This is a genomic window from Weissella viridescens (assembly GCF_003862435.1).
Taxonomy (GTDB): domain Bacteria; phylum Bacillota; class Bacilli; order Lactobacillales; family Lactobacillaceae; genus Weissella; species Weissella viridescens_A.
This window is the reverse complement of sequence record NZ_RHGY01000003.1, coordinates 20,513-45,979: the sequence shown is the minus strand read 5'-3', so window position 1 is coordinate 45,979 and position 25,467 is coordinate 20,513. Positions and strand designations below refer to the sequence as shown.

Sequence of the window (25,467 nt, the reverse complement as noted above, 5' to 3'; positions counted from 1 at the left end):
TTAAAATTTTTATCTGACTCCATTCTATCAAAGATCGTGCTGGGACACTTGGCTTTCATTTAAAATAACCAAACTTGTCAAGCATCAAAATTCGTTATGAGAGCGGCTTATATATTTTTATATCGATATATAAAAAACGCCCATGGTATAGTAATGACCACCGGACGTCAGCAATGAAAAACATAAGCCTTATTTTAATCACAATCTGTCTTACCCTAATCGATGGAACCACCACCATACACGCAGTGATTCAAACAGTGGCTGACATCGCAACCATGGGTGGCTGGTTCACTGCCTGACATGGTATCCCCCCCAACATTTACAAAATAAAAAAAGCGCTAACTCTTAATTGAGTTAGCGCTGCTTTTTTACTTGTTAATATGATTTTTGTGGCGGTAATAATAGTAAACTGGCAAGCCTAGTCCAACCAGCACGAGTGAAATCAACACACCACTGAAGTCAGTAATGAACGTTGAGCCAAGAACGAAGAAAGCACCACCGATGGCAACTAATGGTGTAATCGGATATAGCGGCGTCTTAAACAAAGTCTCTGCGTTACGACCACGATCGCGACGACGGAGAATAAAGATACCAAAGAAGGCTGCAGTATAGAAAATCCAAATCGTGAAGATAGCGATATCTGATAAGCGGTCCGCTGAATCAGTAAAGACTGCAATTGCAATGGTCATGGCGGCAACAGTCGCGATTGCGTTAATGGGTTCTTGCGTGTGCTTGTTCAAACGTGACAAGTACTTAGGGAACAAACCATCCTTTGCCATCGCATAAGCCATACGAGGGAATGAAATCATCTTTCCATTCAAAGTTCCCCACATTGAAATGATAATCGTAACACTCAAAGCACGTCCACCAAAGTCACCAAAGGCCTTCGTGGCCATAGCGAAAGTAGTGTTATTTTGCAAATGTACGATTTCTGTCGCTGGCAAAGTCCGGTACGTTGCATATGTCACACCCACATAGGCTAACACAATTGTTGTAATCCCAAGAATAATTGCTCGTGGCATATCACGACGTGGGTTCTTCAACTCACCGGCGATATTTCCCAACAAAATCCAACCGTCATACGCAAACAATGTTGCCAGAATCGCCATTCCAAGACCACCATGGGCACTTGAACTCACTTGCGAAACGGTTTGCCCTAAGGCATCCACCTTACCAAAGAATAGTCCATATACGACCAAAACAATAATTGGTAACATCTTGATTGACGTCGTAATCACTTGGAAAGCCGAAGTAATGCGATTTTCCAACATGTTTAGCGCCATCACGAATAGGACATATACCACGGTAATCCAACGCGCAGTTGAAATATCCCAACCCAAGAAGTTAGCAGTCAGATACGCTGCATAACCACCGATCGAAGCAATCACGGCTGGTGCATACACAACAACTTGCATCCAACCCGTTAAAAATCCAGCAGTCGGTCCATATAAGTCCTCAATATAACTAAATAATCCACCGGTCTTAGGCAAACGATTGGCAACTTCGGCAATTGTCAATCCAGCGGCCAAGGTAATCACCCCACCCGCAATCCAGGCAACCAATCCCATCGTTGTGCTACCAGCTTGCTGTAGCACGCCCGCTTGCTTAAAAAATACCCCAGATCCGATAACTGTCCCAATCACTAATGAAAGGCCAGACAGCAATCCCATCGAACGTTTCAGTTCAACTTGCTTTTCCATTTTCCTAGCTCCCTTTTTGCAAAAAAAATCACCCAACCTCGCAGAGATTGGGTGAAAGTTACTTACACTTTTTAGCGCCGCACTAAAGTGGCCCAATCATACGAAATGTTTGAGTGTAAACATTATTATTATTATTTACAGTAATAAATTTCGACATGATGGTGCTCCTTAAAATTTGGCGTTAAGTAATGTTAGCACAAGTTTATTTTAAATTGCAAATGGTTTTTTAAAATTTGAAATTAAAGCGCGTCCAAACCTTGCGCCAAATCATCCTTCAAATCAGCCAAGTTTTCAATTCCAACAGATACACGGACTAATTCATCCTTAATTCCGTTTTCAAGACGAATCTCACGTGGAATTGACGCATGGGTCATCACAGCTGGTACTTCAATCAATGATTCAACCCCGCCCAATGATTCCGCAAGTTGGAAAACATTTAGATTTTCAACGAATTGCTTTGTATCCAAACCTTCTTGCAATTCGATTGACATCATCCCACCGAAACCACGCATTTGACGCTTAGCAATTTCGTAATCAGGTGTTCCAGGCAAACCAGGATAATAGACCTTTTGAATTTTTTCATGATCATTCAGCCAAGTTGCCAAAGCCAACGCATTTTCATTGTGACGTTCAACCCGGAGGGCCAATGTCTTCAATGAACGTTGTACCAAGAATGATTCTTGTGGTGACAAAACGGCACCAACTGAAAGTTGAATCATCTTAATTTGGTCAGCCAACTTTTGGTCGGACGTGACAACAAAGCCAGAAACCGTATCAGAGTGTCCACCCAAATACTTTGTTCCTGAAGCCAAGACAACGTCAGCACCCAAATCAAGTGGCGTTTGGTTGTATGGTGAGGCAAATGTGTTATCAACCACGGCGATGGCATCGTGGGCATGCGCAACATTAGCAGCTTGCTCAATGTCTGTTACATGCAACAATGGGTTAGAAGGTGTTTCTAAATAAACCATCTTTGTGTTGTCTTGCATGGCTGCTTCAATTGCAGCGCTATCCGCAGTATCGACGGCAGTATAAGTTACACCTAAATCAGCCAAAACCGAGTTTACGAGACGGAAAGTTCCACCATAAACATCGTTTCCCATAATCAAATGGTCACCGGCATGCAAAACTGACATAACGGCATGAATAGCTGCCATTCCAGATGAGAAGGCAAATCCATGCTCACCATTTTCCAAAGCAGCCATCACTGATTCAACAGCAAAACGGGTTGGGTTCTCACCACGTGTATACTCATATTCAGCATGTCCACCTAGCTCTTGTTGGTGATAGGTTGAAGTTTGGTAAATTGGAGGGACAACCGCTCCAGTTGCTGGATCCTCTTGGATTCCGCCATGAATAACCTTGGTTTCAAAATTCATCATCTTGCCTTCTTTCTGTTTAACTTATTATTTGTAACTAACTATAACATACTGGTTCAGCTTACAAAACCTTTTCCGCCAATGTCTTTTGGACTTCCGTTAGTGTCTCACCGGCTTTAAATTGCAAAACTTCAGAAGGTTCAGCTTGTCCTGAAATCCAAATCTTCAATTCACCATCTAAGTCAAAATGACCTGCTGTTTCCGTTTCAAACTTTGAAATAGAGCGGTAACTAATAGATTTGTATGCCACCTTTTTGGCAGTCATCCCCTGCTTATCAACTGAGATAAGACGCTTATTGGTAAAAATAACCAAGTCACGCACAAGCTTGTATGCATGTTCAATTTCTTCACCTGGAATCAAAAGTGGATCAATTTCACTTTTCACTTCCCGTGTACTAATCTTCGTTGAGTTGCCCATCATACCATTTAATAATCCCATCACACATTCCTCATTTCATTTTCTTTAAGCATACCAATTTCAACTCAGATAGAACATAAAAAAACCACTCGAATTTGAGTGGTTGGGGTTATTTATAGGTTTTCAGTGAAGAAAGTCGTCAACTTAGCAACGGCTGGATCGACTGCCTTAGGTTGGTCATACAAATCATAGTGTGAAATATCAGGTAATACCGTCAATTCCTTGTTCTTTGATGCGGCCTTATTATAAATTTCATAACCAAAGCGATATGAACCAAAACTACCCGGCTTATCACCGACAATCATTTCCAAAGGTTGTGTTAACAACTTTTCTACCAAATTGGCTGGGTCATAGTTCAACAAAAGTGCTAAACTCGTAAAGCGTAATACATTTGGTGAGAACTCATCAGCACCACGGTCAGTCTTGTAGTAATCCACTGCCTCAACAATATCGATATCATCAATTCCAGCTGCTTCACGTTCTGCTTGGCTATTTGGAATCCATTGCGTCATCATTGGTTCCGCTCCCGCAGCTTCCGCTGTTCGTTGTGCAGCGACTTGTTCTAAAGTCGCAATTAATTGGTCATCTGGCCCAAAGGCCTCACGATAAGCAGCACCAGCTGAAGCACCAGCAGCAGTTCCAACCGCCTTGATACGCTTATCAGTCTTGGCAGCGTTAATGGTATAACCACCACCAGCACAAATACCCATGGCCCCAATACGATCATTATCTACAAAGGGTAACGTGTCTAGGTAATCAATGGCGTACATGATATCATATGTTCGACTAGCAGGGTCTTCAATGTAACGTGGTTCCCCTTGGCTTTGACCTTGATACCCAGCATCAAATGCAAAGGTTAAAAACCCATTTTCGGCTAACTTTGTCGCGTAGATACTTGAGGTTTGATTCATATCAGCACTCGTTGGATGTGTGACTACAATTGCTGGATGCGCAACTGTCTTATCAAAATTTTCTGGGAAGAACAAACGTCCTGCTAAATTAAAGTGACGGGCCTTAAATGTAATATCTTCTGTGTTAATCATGTTTAAAATCTCGCTTTCTTTATTTCCTTTATCTATGTTTATTAGTATAGGAAGAAAGCACAGTGACTTACACAACACATCTCGTCAATCTGTTACTTAAGTAACACAATCAATTCACTTGTTACCAAATGGAGGTCTTTTTATGGATAAACGTGGACGAAAAACACTTAAAAATATCGAAACCGCCTTCAATACACTGCTATTAGCGAAAACGTTTGACGATATTACCGTCACAGACATCTGTCACGAGGCCGATATTTCGCGCAAAACCTTCTACACTTATTACGATGATAAATTTGAACTCATCGATCAACTCGCTAATAGTGCTTTAGACGAATTAGATCAGCTCAGCCATGGCGACCCCGATATGACAAATCAGGAACGCATCTACACCTGGTTAACGTATATCCAAGCTCATCAACGTTTGTTTTACATTCTGTTCACTAATGAAAGCTCTTATTCCTTTCGCTTAAAATTCACCCAATATCTTTTGGAAAGTCTCAATAAGCATGGCGCCTTTCCAATTAATGATACAAACCTGCAATTTTACGCGCATGGCGCCCTTGGTGTTGTTGAAGGATTTGTGAATGGTGCCATTAAAAGTGACATTGCAACGATTGCCGCAAACTTACAAACATTAATTCCAATTAAAGCCTAAAATACCCCGCACGCTTCACCGTGCAGGGTATTTTGTGTATTTACTTTAATTCATCACGCCACAAAGGTTGCGACATACAACGCGCACCACCACGACCACGTGATAATTCACTCGACTTAATTTCATGCACCGTAATACCATGTTCACGCATCAATTGAATCGAAATGTAATTACGGTCATAGGTTACAACCTCACCCGGTGCAATTGCCAAGTTATTTGATCCATCATTCCACTGCTCACGAGCTGCGTTAATTGGGTCACCATTCCCTGTTTCAATCAAATCTAAATCATCTAAATGCAGTACTTCCATCAACGTGCGCTTCAAATTATCACGATGTTCCAAAAGTACTTCACCTTGATCATTAGCACGTAACAAATTGATGTTCATTTTACCATCGTCATCCATAATGCCAGGGAAAACGGTGAATTGGTCGGTATTCACCATCGTGAATACCGTATCCAAATGCATCATGGCATGATTATGCGGAATTTCAACTGCCATCACGGTGTCAATCTGACTATCTGGGTTAGCAAATAAGTTTTCAGCTAAGGCTTGCACCGCCTTACTTGATGTACGTTGTGAAATACCAATGGCAAGCGTATGTGCATTCAAAACCAACTCATCCCCACCTTCGATTCGGTCATCATGGTTGCGGTCTAACCAAATTGGTACGCGTTGTGCGTAGTTTGGATGGTGTGCCATCACGAATTCTGTAATCAACGATTCAGGTTGACGTGCTGCGTACGTCATATGATTAATCGTCATACCGTTACCAATCGAAGCTTGTGGGTCACGTGTAAAGTATGCATTAGGCAACGGGTCCATCAAAAATGGATCTTCGGCAGCCGTTCCAGCCACTTCATCTAGACTAGTGTTCTTCAAGTCTAAAGCGTCACGACGAATTCCAGCATAGATTGTTTGTACTAAATCATTAACTGAAAGGCTTTGCAAATACTGCTGCATTTCTTGCGCAACCGCTCCAGTCGTGTAGTGATGTTCTTGTAGATATAATTGAATAAATTCTGTCCGTGCTTCAGATGTCTGTAAACATTCAGCCAAGAGTGTCTCGATGTAGACAACCTTTGAACCCCGTTCGCGTAATAAATCAGCAAAGGCATCGTGCTCAGCCTGGGCATTTTTCAAAAATGGAATATCATCAAATAGCAAACGTTCCATCGTATCTGGGGTAATGTTTTCAATTTCGGCGCCTGGTCGATGCAATAAAACTTCCCGTAATTTCCCAATTTCTGAATTGACCTGAATTGCTGGATCCTTAATCATCGTTAACACTCCATTCTTATGCCTGAACAATAATGAGCTGTTTATAATCATATGTTTATATTCCCATTATATAAAGTAATTGTAATTCATACAAATGACACTAAGTCAGTTTAACTCTTTTCCGGATGCCAGCGATTCATAAAAATACATCTGTTACGCACAAACCTATGATTCCGTCATGAAAAAATTCATAAACATTCACAAATCACCCAAAATATGTAGGTGATGTAACTTAACCTGACAATTTTAGTTTCCCTATATCTAGGGAACTTTTAAAAAAAGGCAGCCTATTCAGGCTACCTTTTCAATATTATTTTTTAGAATAACAAACACCTAATCCACTGATAATGAATAACATCATGCCCAACAACGTAACAAACGTATGGTTATCATACCCTGTTGCAGGGAGCTTCCTATCATAAGTCTTATGCTTTGTTGCATGATTGATTGTATGATCTGCTCCATCAAACTTTGGCTCTTTTTCAAAGTTAAAGCGATCCGTTGTTTCTTCCTCGGGTACTGTTAACTTTGATTGTACAAGTTCTTTCGACTTTGGTGTTTCTAATTCAGAAACCGCTTCGTCTTCAGGCGCCGTTACTTCCGGAACATGTACTTCTGGTTGCGTTACTTCAACTGTTTCCGTTGTATTCTTTGGTTCTTCGATAACCGTTGGCTGCACGGGCTCTTCTAACTTGGGTGTTTCTATTTCAGAAATCGTTTCGTCTTCAGGCACTGTGCTTTCTGACGCATGTACTTCTGGTTGATGAACTTCAGCTTTTTCAGATGTTTGTGTTGGCTCTTCCGTAACGACTGGTTGTACGGGTTCTTCCAGCTTTGGTGTCTCAAACTCTGTTACCGTCTCATCTTCGTGTGTCATTGATTCTGACGCGTATACTTCTGGTTGGGTCACTTCAGCTTTTTCAGAAGTCCGTGTTGGCTCTTCCGTCACCTTTGGTTGAACTGGCTCGTCCAACTTTAGTGTCGCAAACTCTGTCACTGTTTCATCTTCGGGCACTGTGCTTTCTGACGCGTGTACTTCTGGTTGCGTTACTTCAGCTTTTTCCGAAGTGCTTGTTGGCTCTTCCGTCACAACTGGTTGTACGGGTTCTTCCAACTTTGGTGTCTCAAACTCAGTTACCATTTCATCTTCTGGAAATGCACTTTCTGACGCACGAACTTCTGGTTGCGTCACTTCAGCTTTTTCCAAAGTGCTTGTTAGTTCTTCAGTCACAACTGGTTGCACAGGTTCTTCTAACTTTGGTGTCTCAAACTCTGTCACCGTTTCGTCTGCTGGTAACGCACTCTCTGACGCATGAACTTCCGGTTGTGTCACTTGCGCTTGCTCCGTCGCACGACTTAGTTCTTCACTTGTCGTGACTTGAATTGGCTTAATCGGTTCAAAATCAGGTAATGGTGTTGTCGTTTCATCAGACTGATTTAAAACATGTTCTTCAGCATGATGAATTTCAAATCGATCACCATTTGCTTCACCATTTACAAATAAATTCTGAACGGTTGCGACGCCCTGATCATCGGTCTTTGGCCCGTAAATAGGCGCATACTTAAGTTCATAATGATTCTGAAGCTCTTTCATCCGTAATCCCAAGTCCGTAATCATAGTTGTATAGCTAACGTTGAATGCTGCTAAACGTGCTTTTTCGCGATTGAAAACCATTGTGAAGGTTTGTCCGGCCCCTTTAGTCAGCCGACCATAGCCCTGTTTAACAAAATCAGCTAATGTGATTTCGCGCCGACCAAGATAGTCATCAATTAAAATACGAAAACTGTCAATATTCAGAATCTGACCTAAACCTGATGTATCTTCAATCACAATATCGTCGCCTAAATCAGCCTTATTTAAATTCACATTCAAAAACCAACGTACTTGATTGGCTGCACCTAGCTGATCACCCACTTTATAGAAAAATGGTAACTGGCGTTGCGTTAAATCCCCAACTGGCTGTTGTTCACCTCGAACTGTCATCTCAACTGGAGCCAAAGTCGTCCCAAAATTAGTCACAATCGACGCATCTTCACGCTGGTGCGTGCGCTTAGTCTCAATGCCAAAACTAAAATTACCATGCACCCGCCGCATATCATCAACCGTTTCATTAAAGGTCACCACGGCTTTATCAGTATAAATGGTAATGTCACCCACCTCACCCAATTTCACGCGGCGTGGCTCACCATTCTGCTCACTTAATCCCTTCAATTCAGGTGGCATTGATAACGTAATCGTATCTCCTGGTTGAATGCGTTGATGCATTTTGGAACTAAATTGTACATTCACTGATGTCTGCTGTCCTTGGGCAAGTTGCGTGTTAGCAACCTTCACCTCGTCTAATACACCAGTCTGTGACAACTCTTGCGCACTTGCCTGGCCCCCAAACCAAACAATTCCGCCTAAAACCACTAATAGACAAATAATACCCCGTTGTAAAATATTCATTTTTCCCCTCAATCAACTTTCTCAATTGTTCCTGCTAAGTCCCATTCTTATCGGTTCACATAATTTGCCATATTTTTTTAATAATGTCAACCATTATTTAATCGTATTCTTTTTTCATATCCAATAGTCACATCAATCATTTTTGCTTATAATGAATTTAATAATAAAAATAAAGGAAAGCCGGTGTGCGCACGCCCCGTAAAGTCGTCTTTTGCGGCGCCATCAGTTTAGATGGTTACCTTGCTGACACGGATGATAATTTGGATTGGCTTTTAAACACTGACACCGGTGGCGCCACCAGTTATCCCGAATTCATTAAAACCGTTGATACGACACTTGCTGGAAAAAATACCTATTTGACCACCAAAGTATTGTTAGCGGGAGAAACTTATTATCCCGATCAACCGAACTATGTTTTTTCGCACACCCTCAAGAGCGCCGATGCCAATATTCATATCATTGCTGACGAACAACTCGCTACTTTCGTGCAACGACTCAAGCAGCAGGAGGGTGAAAACATCTGGATTATTAGCGGTGGCGCAATTCTGTCCGCTTTAATTTCAGAAAAATTGATTGATGAATTACGTATTTAAGTCGCGCCCACCCTTTTAGGTTCCGGTAAACGGCTGTTTGAAACAGTGCCCATCACGCAACTTAAATTAACCAGCACGCAACAATTTGCCGAACTGGTTGAATTAAACTATCCATTTGAACATTAGGAGGCCACCACATGGCAGATAAATATCCCACGGTAGAACTCGTCGGCGTTGTGCTAGAACAAACCAATAGTGGACAATACGTACCTAAAGAAGCCAACCTGACTGCTGCTGACTTTCACAGTTGGCGTATTGGTAAACACACCAAAGGTAAGCTAACCCAGCCTGGTCAGATTTTCTTAACGGAAAACAATCAACTGGTTGGTCTGGTTGCTACTAAACCATTGGCGTTTAAAAACCGCCATGAGGTCACACCCATGGGCCGTTTTCTCAAGGAAAGTTTGGATCCAACTCTGACTGAACAATTAATCGAACACTATCGAGCCTTGGGCTAATTCCAAGGTTTTTTTGCAAAAAAAAAAAGCAACTAGCATAAATGCTAGTTGCTTGATGTGACAATGTATAACTACATCGTCTGAATTTAAATCAAATTACTTTGATTCCAATTCGGCTGTACCCTTGGCCCATTGTTGAATGTTAACCACTTCAGCATTACGGCGAACTTTCTTCGCGTCCTTACCTACTGGTCGACGGCTGGCCCATGAGTTATATGGTGACTTAACTGCCATAGTTCATTTCCTCCGTTTAATGTTATCGATAACTGTATTATTGTATCTAATTTAACCTAGAAGGTCAAATATTTTTCAACAGCCCTTTTTAATCATTGGAAACAAAATGCCTTAGTTATCCCTTTTTAGGGGCTGGTGTGGATAACTTATTACTTTTCGCACAGCATTTCCACCAAATATGCTGAGTTATCCACAAAAATAATAGTTTATCCACAATTTATTCACAAAAAAACGCCGAAAAAACTTTTTTCGACGTTTTTTATTTTTTAGAAAGGAAGTTTAGCAGCTAAACGCTTTACCCGTGGGCCTAACACCTCTTCACCAATATTGGTTTTAAGGGCAGCAACACCATAGATAACAGCACCTAGACCGCCGGCAATGATGATAATAACCAATTGTGATAACTTACCACTTGGCATCACCGCGCTCAATCCACTTGAAACAAGTGTCGCAACGACATACATAATCAAACTCCAGAACAGAATTGTGATTAATGAGTAATTGAATTGGCGCCAGTCGATATCAAATTCGCGTGTCAAACGGCGAACGGCAAAGACTAACCCAACCGCAAAGGCGATCATCGTTGAAACTAGTGGTCCCATACCATCCAACAGCATCACAGCTGGGAATTGAAGGACTAACTTCACGACTAAGATAACCCCAAGCATCTTAACGGTATAGCGGAGTTGGCTTAACCCTTGGTAGATTGCCAAAACAACCATGTATAGTCCTAAGACAATTGCGGTAAAGCTCGCATATTGCAAGACTAAGGTTCCATTGTGTGCATCGTTTGCTGTGTAAAACAACAAATACAATGGACGGGCAATTGCAGCCATACCTAATGCAGCTGGAATTAAAATAAATGATAATAGTTTGAAAGCGTATTGAATTTGATGACTGATATTCTCTCGTGATCCAACCTCACGCGCACGCGCAAGCATTGGTAAGGTCGTTTCGGCCATTCCAACCGCCAAAGAGACAACCAGCATCACTAACTTATTTGAGTTAACCGCAAATTGGGCAAACATATTTGTGATGGCTAAGTTTGAAAAATTAGTGAAACGCTTCATGATATTCCCAAAAGTATATTGGTCAATCAATTGCAAAATCGCAATTGCCGAACCAGCTAAGATAACTGGAATCGATTGACGGACCATTTTCCCAATCAAACTCATGGTATCAATTGGCTCAGCTGGAATTTGTTCAGCTGCTTCTTTAGCAAAGAACCCACGCTTTTGAATCATCGCAATAATCAAGACGATGATTCCCGCTAAGGCTCCCCAGAAAGCCGCAAAGGTTGATTGCACCGTCGCATCAACCCAATTACCATGGTGACCAATCATAATCCAATAAGTCATCCCCAACATGTAGGCCACACGGACCACTTGTTCGACAAATTGTGACAATGCTGAAGGACCCATGAATTCAAATCCTTGCATATACCCACGCATCATCGCTAGGGCTGGAATAATTAGCACAGCTGGTGCTAGTGATCGAATCACACGTGCAACGTGCGGATCACCTTGACCAAGTGGTGTCGCGAAAATGAAAATCGCACCACCAGCAATAAGCCCCATAATGCCACCTAACAACAGCGACTGCTTAAAGACTTGTTGGACCCGTGCAAAGTGTTTTTGCGAAGCATATTCCGCAACTAAGCGTGCCAAAACATTTGGTAACCCAGCTGTGGCAATCATGAGCGCCAAACTATAAATTTGGTATCCCTGTCCATAAACCGCATTGGCTTGATTGGCATAGGTATAACCCAGCATCGCCATCCACGGAATCACATACAAAGCACCCAACAAACGTGAAGCTAAGCTACCAGCCGTCATCCAAAACGACCCTCGCAACATCCGAGAAGAGGTATCTGCATCTTCCTCAGCCTCAGCTACGGCACCTTCTGGTTGGAGTAATTCTACCCCTTCAGGTAAGTTCTCTTCAGCCTCAGTTAGCTCCGTTTCTTTTTCTGAGTCAACATCTGCTTCAGTACTTTGGACTGGCACAACAGATGTTGCTCCGAGACCACCGGCTTGGTCAACGAAATTTGCTCCCGCATAATAAGTTGGTGGCTCAGGTTCTGTAAATTGCGGTTCTGAAAACGCATCCTCATAATCCAACGGTTGTGGCTTGATTTCTTCAAAAGTTTCAATATCCGCTTCAACCGGATCAGCTTCGGCTAATTTGGTTTCTGGTTCAGATGTTGCCTTACTCGGCGTGACATCATCCGTTGGTTCAGGATTCGTTGTTTCATCTGATTCTGAGTCAGCAACGTCATGCGGCGTTACTGCATCGTCAGCGTTCTCACGAAATGGATCATCCATCTCGTGAATCATGAACCCATCACTTTCTTGTACAATTTTGGTATCATCTTTAACCTCAATCTTTTGAGGCGGATCAGCTTCTGTCACGGCATTTTCTGGTTCTACCTTATCCGTTGGCAACGCTGAAGTATTGTTTTCGTCTTCATTTGCCTCAGGTTCTTTAGCATCTTCTGTCATAATATCCTCTGGCGTGTTTTCAGACTGATTATCACGTTCCGCAAAAATCTCATCCACTGTCATTTCACCGTTCATCAGCGCTTGTAGCTCACCAACAGTCAGATGACCGCGAAATGGATCGTCGTTATGTTCATTTTTATCGTCAGCCATACGTCATACCGTCTCCTTTCAACTGTCCTAAATGACGCTACACAGACTCGAACTGTGATCTAAGACTTAGGAGGTCCTTGTTCTATCCTGTTGAACTATAGCGTCATAATCGTTGTTTGTAAATTTGGCTAATCTTCGCCAGACTACAAACAACAATTATACTAAATTTTTCACAAAATGTAGACCGCTTTACGCATAATCATCCATTTATTTTTTCTTCTCGGCTTGGCTCACGGCTTGATGGACCAATGTCACAATAATGGCTTGCTCCGCTGGCACCTTTGAGGCATGCATTTGCTTCAAATAAACAGTATCTCGCACAACGTGTACCGAGTTACGTCCCTGCCAAACAACTTTACCATCTGCCTTGATGTCGTAAGTGTGATGTAAGAAGTTTTTCCAATTATTTTGGGTCGATGTTCCGGTTTGTTTACCATCCGCATCATACAACCGATAGTTTTTGGTAAAAAATTGCCAAAACGGTTCTTTCATTTTTCCAGCAAACTGGTGGTTTTTATCGTAGAAACTGCCTTGGCGCACCAAGCTAAAACTCCAACGGCGTCGTTGTTGGCGCTCTGAATAAATCACATTACCTGAATTATCATGAATGGAAATCGTATCTCCAAATGGATGGAAGAAATCACCTGAAACGTAGCCAACTTTTTGACCATCTAGCTTAATATCGTAATTTGTATGCTTAAATGACAAATTTTCGCGTAATTCAATCGTTTGATTGGGACGATTGAGGTCCGCCGTCAAATCAGCTGATGCTGGCTTAGGCATCAAAAAGAGTGACAATCCCAAACCAAACAATAATAGAATTTTTTTAAGGGGCATTGCCTGTCCTCCGTAGGTATAAAAAAACTATAACTTTATCGACACATGTCAGATAAAATTATAGTCTTTTTCGTTTAATGATTAAACAACAATGTTAACCAAACGTCCTGGCACTGCGATAACCTTCTTAGGTTCAGCACCATCAAGGCGTGCTTGAATCGTTTCGTCAGCCAAAGCCAATTCAGTCATCTTATCGCGATCAGCATCAGCAGGAATCATGATATTTGCACGAACCTTACCGTTAATTTGAACCGCAATCTTGATTTCATCTTCGACAAGCGCAGATTCATCATATGTTGGCCATGCACTGTAGGTAATCGTTGTTTCAGGGTGTAGGTATGACCAAAGTTCTTCAGTCATGTGTGGTGCCACTGGATTCAACAATTGAACAAAGCCAGCCATGTAATCAGCTGGGATGTCATCAACCTTGTAAGCTTCGTTGATAAAGATCATCATTTGTGAAATTGCGGTGTTGAAACGCAAGTTCGCAAAGTCATCTGTGATCTTCTTAACTGTTTCGTTGTAGACCTTGTCAAGCTTGTGGTCATTGTGGTTAGTAATGTGATCGCGCAAGTTGTTTTCATCATCGATGAACAAGCGCCAAACACGATCTAACCAACGACGTGAACCTGACAAACCATCTTCAGACCAAGCAATTGATTGGTCCAAAGGTCCCATGAACATTTCGTACAAACGTAATGTGTCGGCACCGTATTCTTCAACCACATCATCAGGGTTCACAACGTTCCCCTTTGACTTAGACATCTTCTCGTGGTTTTCACCCAAGATCATCCCTTGGTTTGCTAATTCTTGGAAAGGTTCCTTCGTATCAACAACACCTAGATCATACAATACCTTGTGCCAGAAACGAGCATAAAGCAAGTGCAATACAGCGTGTTCGGCCCCACCAATGTACAAATCAACATTGTGCCAGTAGTGGACAGCATCTTCTGAAACGATTTCATTATCATTGTGTGGATCCATATAACGTAGGTAGTACCATGATGAACCAGCCCATTGTGGCATTGTGTTCGTTTCACGCTTTCCCTTACGCCCATTTTCATCAACGACATTAACCCAATCGTCAATGTTAACCAATGGAGACTCACCCGTACCTGAAGGCATGATGTTATCAACTTCAGGCAAACGGAGTGGCAATTCGTCTTCTGGAACTAGGCTGGTTTCACCATCTTCCCAGTGAATCACTGGAATTGGTTCACCCCAATAACGTTGACGTGAGAAAATCCAGTCACGCAAGCGGTAGTTCACACGCTTTTCACCGACACCTTCATCAGTTAACCACGTAATTGCCTTATCGATGGCTTCATCTTTACCAAGACCATCTAGGAAACCAGAATTGATGTGTACACCGTCGCCTGTGTAGGCTTCAGTTTCATCAGCGGTACCACCTTCGATGACAGGTACAATTGGCAGACCGTACTTCTTGGCAAAATCAAAATCACGTTGATCATGCGCTGGAACGGCCATCACAGCACCTGTTCCATATGATGCCAAAACATAGTCACCAATCCAGATTGGGATTTGTTGTCCATTGACCGGGTTGGTTGCATAAGCACCAGTGAAGACACCAGACTTGTCCTTATTCAAATCAGTCCGTTCCAAATCAGACTTTGTTGTCAAGTCGGCCTTGAAAGCAGCGACAGCCTCTTTTTGGTCTGGTGAAACGATTTGGTCAACCAGTTCGTGTTCTGGTGCGAGCACAAGATATGTTGCACCAAACAACGTATCGGCACGCGTTGTGAAGACTTCGACCTTTTCATCGTGGTCAGTCACTTGGAAGTTAACAGCTGCTCCAATTGAACGGCCAATCCAGTTACGTTGTTGTTCCTTGATGGCATCAGGCCAATCCAAGTCATCCAAATCATCAAGCAAACGATCCGCATAAGCAGTAATCTTCAAAGCCCATTGACGCATTGGCACACGGTAAACCGGGTATCCACCACGTTCAGTCTTTCCATCGATGATTTCTTCGTTGGCCACAACGGTTCCACCATTATAATCTGGCGCCCAGTTAACCATGATTTCATCTTCATAGGCCAAGCCCATCTTATATAGTTGCTCAAAAATCCATTGGGTCCACTTGTAGTACTTAGGGTCCGTGGTATTCACTTCACGTGACCAATCATATGAAAGTCCCAATGACTTCATTTGACGACGGAAGTTCTTCACATTCTTTTGCGTCACTGTCTTTGGATCTTCACCCGTCTTGATTGCATACTCTTCAGTAGGCAAACCAAACGCATCAAATCCCATCGGGTGCAAAACGTTAAATCCTTGCATCCGCTTCATACGTGACACGATATCAGTTGCAGTATATCCTTCTGGATGTCCAACGTGCAGACCTTGTCCAGATGGGAATGGGAACATATCTAACGCATAATACTTCTCTTTGTCGTGACTAGAAGAAGTCTTAAATGTTTGATTTTCGTCCCAGTAATGTTGCCATTTTTTCTCTATTTGTTTGTGATCATATGCCATGTTTGCTAACCTCACTTTAATGTTTTAACTTTATCAAAAAAGCCCCGCCATTTCAACGACTGTAGCCGATTTGTCACAAATGGTTTGTTTCATAAACGACTTTATTTTTTTCATGATTTAGGAGTATGCTAAAATATTCTATACGTGCTATCAAATAACTAGGAGGCTGCAATTATGCGTGCCATTCAAAATCTTGCTCAACTTACTCTTGATGAGTTTCTCAACGTCGGTGATACTGCTATCGACGGTACCATTAAACGCGGTGACGTTACCCGCTTTTTAGCGAGTCGCGTCGGTGATACTGGTAAGGTACTTGCCTTTTCAGATAATAAAAAAGAAATCGATGACGTTGCCACATCACTTTTCCTCAGCGGTCTCCATGATCGGGTTGACTTAATCAGCCAAGACTTCACTGGGATTCTTGCGCACCTGGACCCAACTCATCCGATTGGCGCTGCCATGTTCCAAGTCGATGGTGAAACTGACCAACCGGCCCTGCTCAACACCATCAAGCCGTTGCTGATGGGGCTGAAGGACCATGGCATGCTTTTAATCTTAACCAATGATGCCACAGATATTACTGAACTTGAAAATTATGCAAAAGCTTTGCCTGCCAATGCTTATGGTGTTCAAAAGCTTAGTGATTTACTCTCAAATGAAACGGCGTTGCTCATCCAACGCCTGTAATGAATGGAGATAATATGCAAATTTACTTTTTATGTACCGGCAACTCTTGTCGGAGTCAAATGGCTGAAGGGTTTGCCCATGCGGATGCCCCTAAGGATTGGATTATCAAAAGTGCCGGTATCGAACAACACGGTCTAAACCCAAACGCAGTGCGGGTTATGCAAGAAAGCGGGATTGATATTTCAAAACAAACCTCTGACCTAATCGATGATGATTTTTTGAATACTAGCGATTACGTGATTACATTATGTGGGGATGCTAACGACAAATGCCCGATGACCCCACCCACCGTTAACCGGATTCATTGGGATTTAACTGATCCAGCGCAAGCAATTGGGACCGAGGATGAAATTTTGAATACCTTCCGTGAAACTCGCGACACGATTCAAGGACTCGTGAAAAATTTCATCGAAACACACGCCTGATGCCCACCAGTAAAACTTAATATAGGCAATATTAATTCAAACCCCTACAATGATTAAAGCGTTTAAACATTGTAGGGGTTTTGCTATATATTTGAATTTTAATTATATAAAAAACGATTGATTTGACATATTAAAATTGGTATTCTTAAATGGTTGTGATTTATCACACATATCACATTTTTGTTGGGAGATATCCATGAAAAAAATTATTATAGCAGTTATGGGAGCTGTTGTTGTAATTGGAGCTGGTTTTGGAATTGGTGCATACACACAACATGAGCAAACGCAGAAAAAGGCGACCACCAAACAGCCAACTCAAAAGCATGAAAAGAAGACCTCACATTCGAGTGCGAAAAAGACATCATCTAGGTCAGCTAAAAGTGCTTCGAAACTAGAAGTTAATTTAGATGATAAACATAAGTTCTTGGCTTTAATTGAAACACCAGGTGCCAATAAGTTGGGAATTGATGCGCAGCAATTACAAGCTGGCTCTTATAAGTCAACTGCGGTTGGTGGCGAAAACTTGGGGCCCCAAAAGGTTTCAAGCCTAACGCTAACTTCAACTGATGCGAATCAACTGGTCAGCGATTTATCTGATCCAAATACCAAAGCATATCAAGTGACCCCTGGTTCAGGTGGCGTCAATGTCTACGTGCTGACAACGTCAAACGATGCAACTTTGTTTTGTGCACAAAACGTTTCGACGACACAGCAAATTGCCGACCAAGGTATTCACCTAACGAACTCAGAAATTGAACAAACACTGAGTCAAAATACAGCGTTGACTAAATCTATCACGGATAAAGTCTTTGTAGATGCAGATAACGATGCAACACCTTCATCATCGTCTTCGTCAGAGCAACAATCTGATCAAGATACAAAGCCAGCTACTGCATCATCACATAAATTGAGTGATGCAGATGCGCTTAGTTTATTAAAAAATTCATCTATTCCAGAAACTGAAACGCGAACAGCTCAGGTAGCACAAACGAATCCTGATGGAAGTATGCTGTTAGTTTCATATCCGGGAGCTAAAGGTGAAAACCATTTTATTTTGCGCCCAATCAATGGTGATCAAGTCAAAATCGACGCCACATATGGGTCCGCCCAAGGTGGCTTTACCCCATTTGAAAATCAATCTCAATACGGGCCTAGCTCAATAACAGTATCACGCTAAAATTTTAACCTCTTACAAGGAACTTGTAAGAGGTTTTTTATTCCAATCAAATAAACCAAAATCAATGATCAACCTTTGCATTGAATATCTTTTGCATTCAATTTACAATTTAAGGTATGTGAAAATATTATTAATTTTTAGGTAGCATAAAAAACTGTATTACTAGGATACTTTTATGAAGAAGAATGTATCAATTGCGGTCGTATCTACATACTGTCGCCACACTTGCCTGAGTTGAAAAGGACCACATCATCGTTGTCGTACCAATGGTTGACTACGTTTGTTCTAAGGGAGCCCATGGTCAATGGAACTACGTGACCGATTTCATTGATTATGCTGATATGAGTTTGATTGGAGACCCTGTTACGCCAGAAAATGCCGCTAAATCAGTCGGCATGGATTAAAAGATTCCTGAAGTTATGGGCACGAACGACTACAACGATACGATTCACTCGAGATAACCCCGCCGATGCACAAGCTCAAGCAGAATACGATCAACTTTCGACTGAATTAAATGCTGTAAACACAGCTGTTGGTGACGCACAAGCTGTTGCAACAAAGGCACAACCAAACCTAGCTCAAGCTAAGGTTGATCAAGATCGTTTGAACAAGGATGGTGGTCTTGAAACCACTTCTCCGGATGAGGACAAGCCTAAGCCACAAGTACCAAATGAAACACAACCAGCAGGTACGCCTGGCGATGCCAAGAAAGATACTAAGACTGCGCTACCTTCAACTGATGAAAATGACGTGACGCCTGTTCAACCTGAAGTCAACGAAACACATGTTGAATCAGATTCTAGTAGGCGTGGGGTTACCCAAGATTCAGATAAGCCTGCTACACCAAAATCTGATACTAAAAATATTGGAGTTGAAAACGTGCCAACGTCTTCAACCCAACAAAACGCAAAGTCAGAAAAGAAGTTGCCAAATACCGGAAGTTCACAAACTGGTTTCTTAACTATTTTGGGAAGCTTGCTTCGTGCAAGTGTTTCAGGTCTTTGGTTCCGCAAGCGCCAATTATTGAACACAAAAAAACTGCTGATGTTATACATCAGCAGTTTTTATTTTACTTTGGCATTGTATCTTGTGTAATTGGCAAGTAAGGGAAGTCCCCAGGTGTCATTACCATTGCATTGGCAAGGGCATCAACAGCTTGTTGTCCCATTGTATCGCCAGCTTGCAATAACTTATCCTTTGAGACAGTTACAGTTTGTCCCCAATATGAATTACTCTTATTCATTTCAGCAGTAGCTTGTGCTGTATCAGAAACGGGGCGGTTAATTGTTAACGTTCCATTTCCATTGTCTGTCACACGAATGACGTGGTCAGACCAACCACCAGCTCCTTCACCCTTGTCGTAAATCACAACTTGGTTTTGAGATGGTGCATAAACGGCGTAGCTTGAGTTTGGGTTCGTAGAACCGATACCAACTTGGACCATCAAAGCATACTTTTGGTTTTGTGGTAGACGGTCGAAGTTTGCAGCACTAACATTTGTGTCAGATGCTGAACCATTTGTCTCTGGAACACTGTTTTGGTTAATTGGCAAGTATGGGAAGTCTGTTGATTGAATATTAAATGAATTCTCTAACATATTAAGCGTACTTGGATCCATTTGGTTGAAACGTGCAACCATGCTACTCTCAGAAACATTTTGTAATGTCTTCCAGTAGCTATTTTGGCTGGTCATCTCTGCATTTGACGAAACAGTTGATACTGCTTCAGCAATTGTGTATGTTCCGTTATGGTTGTTTGTGAACCGTACAGCGTGGTCTGGCCATCCCCCAGCACCTTCACCAATATCGTAAATAACGAATTGGTCAGCCGTTGGCATGTAAACATCAAATTGCGTGCCCGTTGGCTTATAGGCGAAGCATGAATCAACAAGCATTGCTAATTGTTGCTTTTGTGTGAGTTGGTCGAAACTGCTTACCTGTTTGTTTGTTGCAGCTGCAGGAGTTGCAAACTTCTGTGTTTGTGCCGTTGATTGGGCACTACTTGGTGCGACACTTTGACTGGCAACAGATGCCTTACTGTTAGCTACCTTTGCTGTATCGGTATCTTTAGGAGTGGCAACTGTCTTAGATTGTGCTTTTTTAGTTGTCTTGCTCTTATCAGATGTCATCGTTGCTTTTACTGTTGTTGGCTTCTTTTTATCAGCCTTCTTGTGACTAACTAAGCTTGAGCTAGTTGCGCTCATCTTATTAAAACGTGCTGAGGCGGTCGTAGCACCTACAACTCCGGCACCCAAGAGACCTGAAACAGCTAATATAGTTAACACTTTCTTCGACATATCGCTTCTCCCATTTGTTTTTATATTTCGTTTACATTTATTATATTACATTTGTGTAACTTATATTGCAACAAAAATATTCCATCGAAATGTTTTCTTAACCTTTTTAATATTTAACTTTTGTTTAACCCCCCCATTTAGCAACATTCCCCGTATTTTTGCATTTTCAATATTTAACTAAAATCTGGTTTACGCTCTGTAAATAATCAGTTATGATTACGTCAATTATCTAGATTAAAGTCATTAGAATAACGAGGCAATTACATTATGGATGCAGAAATTATTTCAGTTGGGACCGAACTATTATTAGGTCAAATCACTGATACAAATCGTCCTTATGTCGCAAAACATCTTAGCGAATTAGGATTAGCCAGTTACCACCAATCAATTGTCGGTGATAATTACAAAAGAATGTATGATGAAATGGACCAAGCGAATCGTCGCTCGGATCTCGTCATCCTCATTGGTGGACTTGGCCCTACAGAAGATGATCTGACCAAGCAGGTCGCTGCCGACGTGCTTGGTCAGGGTCTAGTCGATGATGCACAAGCGATGGCAAAGGTTGAAAATTGGCATCGTGATACCGGCGTCACCATGGTGCCTTCAAATCGGCTCCAGGCAAAGTACATCGAAGGTGGACAATCGATTAAAAATGACGTTGGTTTTGCAGTTGGCTCTTACTATCAAAATGAAAACGGCGCTGACTTCCTGCTATTACCAGGTCCACCTTGGGAACTAGAACCCATGTTTGATAAATATGTCCTCCCTTTGCTGCAATCCGTTTACTCACCTGAACAAGTGATGGAATCACTCGTCTTGCGCTATTATGGTATTGGCGAGTCACGTCTGGAGACTGATTTACGTCCCTTGATTGATACACAAACGAACCCAACGATTGCAACCTATGCTAAAAAGCATGAAGTTACGGTTCGCTTAACGGCCCAAGCTGCTACAAAGACAGAAGCTGAGGCCTTGAACCAAGATTTAGCACAACAAGTAAACAACATCGTTGGCTCTTATCTCTATGGTTATGGTGATGATAATTCACTTGCCGCTATGACTAACGAGGCGCTCACGGAGAACAACCTCACTGTGAGTGTGGCAGATGCTTACACAGATGGCGAGATTGTTGATCAACTTGTTCCTATCCAATTACGTCAGGACTTGGATTTAGATGCCACAATTATGGGTAAACAGGTACCCAGCGCTGAAGCTGCCGCAGATTTAGCTGAAACCTTACATGTCGATACAGATGGTGACATCGTATTAACCATACTACCTAGTGTGAATAATCCCGAAGTTAGTATGACGAATCCTGACTTTACCAATGAAGTCGTGCATGTTGGGCTTAAATTTAAAGAACAACCTGCTCAATCATTTACACGCACGCTCGGTCGCGCACATCGGGATAATATGGATACCATTAGCTTTGTCGGTCTTGATACTATTCGACGCACTGCGCTTGGATTACCTCTTTTAAATCGAAAGTAAAGAAAACGGACCTATGGGTCCGTTTTTTTATTGTGCAATTAATTGCTTTTGATAAATCGTTAATAATTGATGGCACATTGGCGCTAATGTTTCTGTTCGATGTCCCGTTAAAATCAATGTCTTTCCTTCTCTTTGCCAATGCCGAATTAAGCGATCAAAAATATGGCGGTCCTCATCCTTCAGACCATTCATCAATTCATCTAGTAGTAAGTAATTGGCATCACTGGCAAAATATAAGGTGAGCAATAAACGATGTTTTTCTTGTAAGGTATAGCTCCGAATTGGCCGATCTGCAATGGCATCTAAATGAAAAACTGACAAACTTTCATCGATACGCTTTGCGGAATGATAATACTTTTGTACTCGACATACATATGCCCGTCCTGTTTGATTCGGTTCAAAGCAATGGATGCCTTCACAGTAAAACAATTCATCAATTTTATCTTGTACAAATTTTCCAGATAACTGCACTTGACCACTTTGTAATTGAATTTGACCGCTCAATGCTCGAAGTAAAGTGGTTTTACCTGCTCCATGATCGGCAATAACACCATATGTTTTCCCACATTCAAAATTAAAACTGGTGTGCTTTAAAACTTCGCGGTGATTCCGCACCGTTATTTCTTTAACCTGCAGCATGACTTTCCCTCAATTTTTATCTTTGTTTACCTTAACGATAAAGCTTAGTATACAAAATTAGGCTATCTCACCAAATACAGAGTATTTTGGAAAGTGAAAAATTTTTCGCAAACTCTGCCATGCCATTTTTTATGAAATTTACACAGCAAAAAAACGCCAAAAGTCCGGATAACTTTCGACGTTTTTTTAATGTTTCGGTACCAGCACGGCGACTGTCTCAACGTGTGCTGTCTGTGGAAATTGATCCAACGGTTGGATATCGCCACTCAAAGCAAAGCCTTTATCTAATAGGTAACGAATATCGCGTGCCATCGTCTTTGGATTACATGAAATGTAAACAAAACGTTCTGGTTGCATTTCAACCACGGCATCCAATAATTCTGGCGTCAAACCAGGACGAGGCGGATCAACGAAAATTACATTTGGTTCAAGGCCCTCATCACGCCACGCCTTCATTTGTGTTGGCGCATCAGCGGTGACAAAAGTTGCATTTTGAATATCATTTAGCGCCACATTGCGTTGCGCATCCTCAACTGCTCGGGCAATGACTTCCACACCCAAGACTTGTTTCACTTGGTTGGCCACGGTTAACCCAATTGTCCCAATTCCAGAATAGGCATCAATAATGGTGTCATGCTTAGTGAGTTCACCCTTTTCAGCCGCCAAAGTATAGAGCACTTCCGTCGTTTGCGGGTTCACTTGATAAAAGGAGTTTGGCCCAATCACAAATTCAATTCCCAAGAGGGTATCATGAATGGCGTCATCCCCCCATAACAAGCGGTTCTCACCTGACATCATCAAATGTAATCGACGTGGATTTACATTTAACATGACACTCTTAATCCCTGGCACAACGGCTGCAATTTCTTCAGCAATTTCTTTTTCATCGTCCAATTCTAGTGTTTGCGTTACCAGCACAACCATTACCTCACCGCTGTAGTAACCACGACGCACCATGATATAACGCATTTGGCCTAACCCTGTCTCGTCTGAGAATAAGGTCACTTGATGCGCATCTAAAATATCGCGCACTTGCCCGATGACTTGGTCAATAATGGGATCGTTAACAAAGTAATCGTCCAAAGGCACGACGGTGTTAGCCGTCTGCCGTTTAATAAAACCAGTCACCAAATGACCATCTTCATACGCCATAGGCACAACGGTCTTATTACGATAATGACTAGGATTTTCCATGCCAATCGTTGGTGCGACCGGTGTATGAATATCTTCATTGGCAAAGATTTGTTCAACCTGGTGTTGCTTCAACTTTAATTGGGCGGGGTACGCCAAGTTTAGGTAAGGCGCAATGCCCGTTTCGATGATATCGGGACGCCCAGCATCAATGCGGTCAGGTGAAGCTTGCACAACTTCTACCAATTGGGCACGAGCGAACTTACGGTTCACTTGGGTGATCTTGGCTCGCACCGTTTCGCCGGCAAAAGCATTATCCAAATGGAGTGGATAGCCCTCATACTCACCAATGGCTTGCCCACCATAGGCAACCTCGTTAATTTTGGCGGTGACGACATCGCCCAGTTTAACGGGTATATTTACTTTAGGTCTCATGATTTATTACTCGTTTCGGTCTGGTTTATTACCATTATTATGCCATATATCAGACTTGGAAAACAAAAAAGATTGCCGGTATTAGCCGGCAATCCACTTTACTGGTCTTTCTTTTGCTTCTTTGAAACATATTGATAAATTAAAATAAGTGTTAACAATACCACAACTAGTTTGAAAAGATGTCCAAGCATACCATCAGCAGTCCAATCCCAATCAGCAATGGCCACCAAAACTGATAAACCTCCGAAATAGGCTACAATCTTTTCTAAATTCTTAGAAGATTCTGCTTGGGCTTTAGCTTCTTTTTGCTCTTGGATTTGGATTTCTTGTTCTTGCCTTTGAAAGTTTTGATATACTTTTTCACGATTACTTTTTTCAGCAGGTATGATTCCTTTACGACGAATCATGATATAAACATTCGCTTGATCATTAAAACTTGCCTTACTGAAATTATATTTTCGCTTCTTCTTTTCCCCAGTTACGATTTTCTCAATCAACGTATCTACTTTATTCGTACGCATCTTAGCTTCATCCAATTCAAGATATCCTGCATCCCCTAAGTGATTCAGAATCGAAACAATTGGATTAATTGAGCTCGTTTTATCATATCTTAGACGCGCATAGCGATAAAGACATGTTGGTAAATTCGTATCACCTATTTCTGATGCAATGTTTGGTATGACTTTAGCCATTCTATTCTCAAACGGTGCCTTTTGGAACATTTCCTGCATCGAAATAGACTTACCTTCTTTTTCATCAGGATACATCGCTACCCAATATAAAATATCCAACACATTTAACTCATCATTCGTTAAATCCCAATCATTTAATTTCTCTACATCAACCACTTGTTCACTAGCCATCCCAAAAAACTCCATTCACATTAATAATCAATATAATACCATGATAATTAAATTGAATACATTTAAATTTTACACATTATTTAACATGATGCCACATATCTTATATACGAGAACCATACTCG

Annotated in this window: 23 protein-coding genes and 1 tRNA gene; 9 read left to right on the top strand and 15 right to left on the bottom strand. The window is 41.8% G+C overall.

Annotated features, from left to right (window positions below):
- Window positions 1–368: 368 nt before the first annotated feature.
- From D3P96_RS03920 to D3P96_RS03905, 4 genes are all read right to left on the bottom strand, one after another.
- Window positions 369–1,700 carry an APC family permease gene (locus D3P96_RS03920; RefSeq protein ID WP_124943082.1) on the bottom strand — a complete coding sequence of 444 codons (1,332 nt, stop codon included), beginning with the start codon at window positions 1,698–1,700 and terminating at the stop codon, window positions 369–371.
- Between the two features lie 239 nt (window positions 1,701–1,939).
- The gene (locus tag D3P96_RS03915; protein WP_124943175.1) at window positions 1,940–3,079 is read right to left on the bottom strand and encodes a trans-sulfuration enzyme family protein; all 1,140 of its coding nucleotides are present in this window, start codon (window positions 3,077–3,079) and stop codon (window positions 1,940–1,942) included.
- Between the two features lie 61 nt (window positions 3,080–3,140).
- Window positions 3,141–3,518, bottom strand: a complete 378-nt coding sequence (locus D3P96_RS03910; protein ID WP_124943081.1) for a PH domain-containing protein — start codon at window positions 3,516–3,518, stop codon at window positions 3,141–3,143.
- 92 nt (window positions 3,519–3,610) lie between these two features.
- Entirely contained in the window at window positions 3,611–4,540 is a 930-nt protein-coding gene (locus D3P96_RS03905) for an alpha/beta hydrolase (protein ID WP_124943080.1), read from the bottom strand.
- A gap of 142 nt (window positions 4,541–4,682) precedes the next feature.
- Here D3P96_RS03905 and D3P96_RS03900 point away from each other — a divergent pair, with 142 nt between their 5' ends.
- Window positions 4,683–5,198, top strand: a complete 516-nt coding sequence (locus D3P96_RS03900; protein ID WP_124943079.1) for a TetR/AcrR family transcriptional regulator — start codon at window positions 4,683–4,685, stop codon at window positions 5,196–5,198.
- A gap of 40 nt (window positions 5,199–5,238) precedes the next feature.
- On the opposite strand, the gene arcA is transcribed toward D3P96_RS03900, so the two are convergent.
- The gene (gene arcA / locus D3P96_RS03895; RefSeq protein ID WP_124943078.1) at window positions 5,239–6,480 is read right to left on the bottom strand and encodes an arginine deiminase; all 1,242 of its coding nucleotides are present in this window, start codon (window positions 6,478–6,480) and stop codon (window positions 5,239–5,241) included.
- A 310-nt stretch (window positions 6,481–6,790) separates the two neighbouring features.
- Window positions 6,791–8,929: a collagen binding domain-containing protein gene (locus D3P96_RS03890; RefSeq protein WP_124943077.1), complete on the bottom strand. Its 2,139-nt coding sequence runs from the start codon at window positions 8,927–8,929 to the stop codon at window positions 6,791–6,793.
- A 185-nt stretch (window positions 8,930–9,114) separates the two neighbouring features.
- Here D3P96_RS03890 and D3P96_RS03885 point away from each other — a divergent pair, with 185 nt between their 5' ends.
- The gene (locus tag D3P96_RS03885) at window positions 9,115–9,522 is read left to right on the top strand and encodes a dihydrofolate reductase family protein (RefSeq protein ID WP_124943076.1); all 408 of its coding nucleotides are present in this window, start codon (window positions 9,115–9,117) and stop codon (window positions 9,520–9,522) included.
- A gap of 137 nt (window positions 9,523–9,659) precedes the next feature.
- On the top strand, window positions 9,660–9,980 hold the full coding sequence (locus D3P96_RS03880) for a DUF7671 family protein (protein WP_124943075.1): 321 nt from the start codon (window positions 9,660–9,662) through the stop codon (window positions 9,978–9,980).
- 96 nt (window positions 9,981–10,076) lie between these two features.
- On the opposite strand, the gene D3P96_RS08355 is transcribed toward D3P96_RS03880, so the two are convergent.
- The 5 genes from D3P96_RS08355 to leuS form a co-directional block, all read right to left on the bottom strand.
- A complete protein-coding gene (locus D3P96_RS08355) occupies window positions 10,077–10,214 on the bottom strand; it encodes a hypothetical protein (RefSeq protein ID WP_169790321.1) in 138 nt (45 codons plus the stop codon).
- 266 nt (window positions 10,215–10,480) lie between these two features.
- Window positions 10,481–12,865, bottom strand: coding sequence for a polysaccharide biosynthesis C-terminal domain-containing protein (locus D3P96_RS03875; RefSeq protein WP_244919059.1), 2,385 nt, complete (start codon window positions 12,863–12,865; stop codon window positions 10,481–10,483).
- 32 nt (window positions 12,866–12,897) lie between these two features.
- Window positions 12,898–12,970: transfer RNA gene (locus D3P96_RS03870), tRNA-Arg, on the bottom strand.
- A 102-nt stretch (window positions 12,971–13,072) separates the two neighbouring features.
- The gene (locus D3P96_RS03865; RefSeq protein ID WP_124943074.1) at window positions 13,073–13,702 is read right to left on the bottom strand and encodes a hypothetical protein; all 630 of its coding nucleotides are present in this window, start codon (window positions 13,700–13,702) and stop codon (window positions 13,073–13,075) included.
- A gap of 81 nt (window positions 13,703–13,783) precedes the next feature.
- Window positions 13,784–16,201 carry a leucine--tRNA ligase gene (leuS, locus tag D3P96_RS03860; protein WP_124943073.1) on the bottom strand — a complete coding sequence of 806 codons (2,418 nt, stop codon included), beginning with the start codon at window positions 16,199–16,201 and terminating at the stop codon, window positions 13,784–13,786.
- A gap of 174 nt (window positions 16,202–16,375) precedes the next feature.
- Between leuS and D3P96_RS03855 the strand changes: the two genes are divergently transcribed.
- From D3P96_RS03855 to D3P96_RS03840, 5 genes are all read left to right on the top strand, one after another.
- A complete protein-coding gene (locus D3P96_RS03855; RefSeq protein ID WP_124943072.1) occupies window positions 16,376–16,888 on the top strand; it encodes an rRNA methyltransferase in 513 nt (170 codons plus the stop codon).
- A gap of 14 nt (window positions 16,889–16,902) precedes the next feature.
- Window positions 16,903–17,313 (top strand): arsenate reductase (thioredoxin), encoded by a 411-nt coding sequence (gene arsC / locus D3P96_RS03850; RefSeq protein ID WP_124943071.1) that lies wholly within the window; start codon window positions 16,903–16,905, stop codon window positions 17,311–17,313.
- Between the two features lie 196 nt (window positions 17,314–17,509).
- A complete protein-coding gene (locus D3P96_RS03845; RefSeq protein WP_124943070.1) occupies window positions 17,510–18,490 on the top strand; it encodes a hypothetical protein in 981 nt (326 codons plus the stop codon).
- Window positions 18,491–18,756: 266 nt separating this feature from the next.
- Window positions 18,757–18,894, top strand: coding sequence for a hypothetical protein (locus D3P96_RS08350; RefSeq protein ID WP_185696083.1), 138 nt, complete (start codon window positions 18,757–18,759; stop codon window positions 18,892–18,894).
- On the top strand, window positions 18,866–19,585 hold the full coding sequence (locus tag D3P96_RS03840; RefSeq protein ID WP_148091217.1) for an LPXTG cell wall anchor domain-containing protein: 720 nt from the start codon (window positions 18,866–18,868) through the stop codon (window positions 19,583–19,585). The genes D3P96_RS08350 and D3P96_RS03840 overlap by 29 nt, the downstream gene beginning before the upstream one ends.
- On the opposite strand, the gene D3P96_RS03835 is transcribed toward D3P96_RS03840, so the two are convergent.
- Window positions 19,560–20,786, bottom strand: coding sequence for a hypothetical protein (locus tag D3P96_RS03835; RefSeq protein WP_124943068.1), 1,227 nt, complete (start codon window positions 20,784–20,786; stop codon window positions 19,560–19,562). The two genes, D3P96_RS03840 and D3P96_RS03835, sit on opposite strands and share 26 nt — an antisense overlap.
- Window positions 20,787–21,053: 267 nt before the next feature.
- Here D3P96_RS03835 and D3P96_RS03830 point away from each other — a divergent pair, with 267 nt between their 5' ends.
- Window positions 21,054–22,277, top strand: coding sequence for a CinA family nicotinamide mononucleotide deamidase-related protein (locus D3P96_RS03830; protein ID WP_124943067.1), 1,224 nt, complete (start codon window positions 21,054–21,056; stop codon window positions 22,275–22,277).
- A gap of 27 nt (window positions 22,278–22,304) precedes the next feature.
- Here the strand turns inward: D3P96_RS03830 and D3P96_RS03825 are convergent, their stop codons facing one another.
- From D3P96_RS03825 to D3P96_RS03815, 3 genes are all read right to left on the bottom strand, one after another.
- Entirely contained in the window at window positions 22,305–22,916 is a 612-nt protein-coding gene (locus tag D3P96_RS03825) for an ABC transporter ATP-binding protein (protein WP_124943066.1), read from the bottom strand.
- Window positions 22,917–23,102: 186 nt separating this feature from the next.
- On the bottom strand, window positions 23,103–24,482 hold the full coding sequence (rlmD, locus tag D3P96_RS03820; protein WP_124943065.1) for a 23S rRNA (uracil(1939)-C(5))-methyltransferase RlmD: 1,380 nt from the start codon (window positions 24,480–24,482) through the stop codon (window positions 23,103–23,105).
- A 98-nt stretch (window positions 24,483–24,580) separates the two neighbouring features.
- Entirely contained in the window at window positions 24,581–25,345 is a 765-nt protein-coding gene (locus D3P96_RS03815; RefSeq protein WP_124943064.1) for a hypothetical protein, read from the bottom strand.
- Window positions 25,346–25,467: the final 122 nt, after the last annotated feature.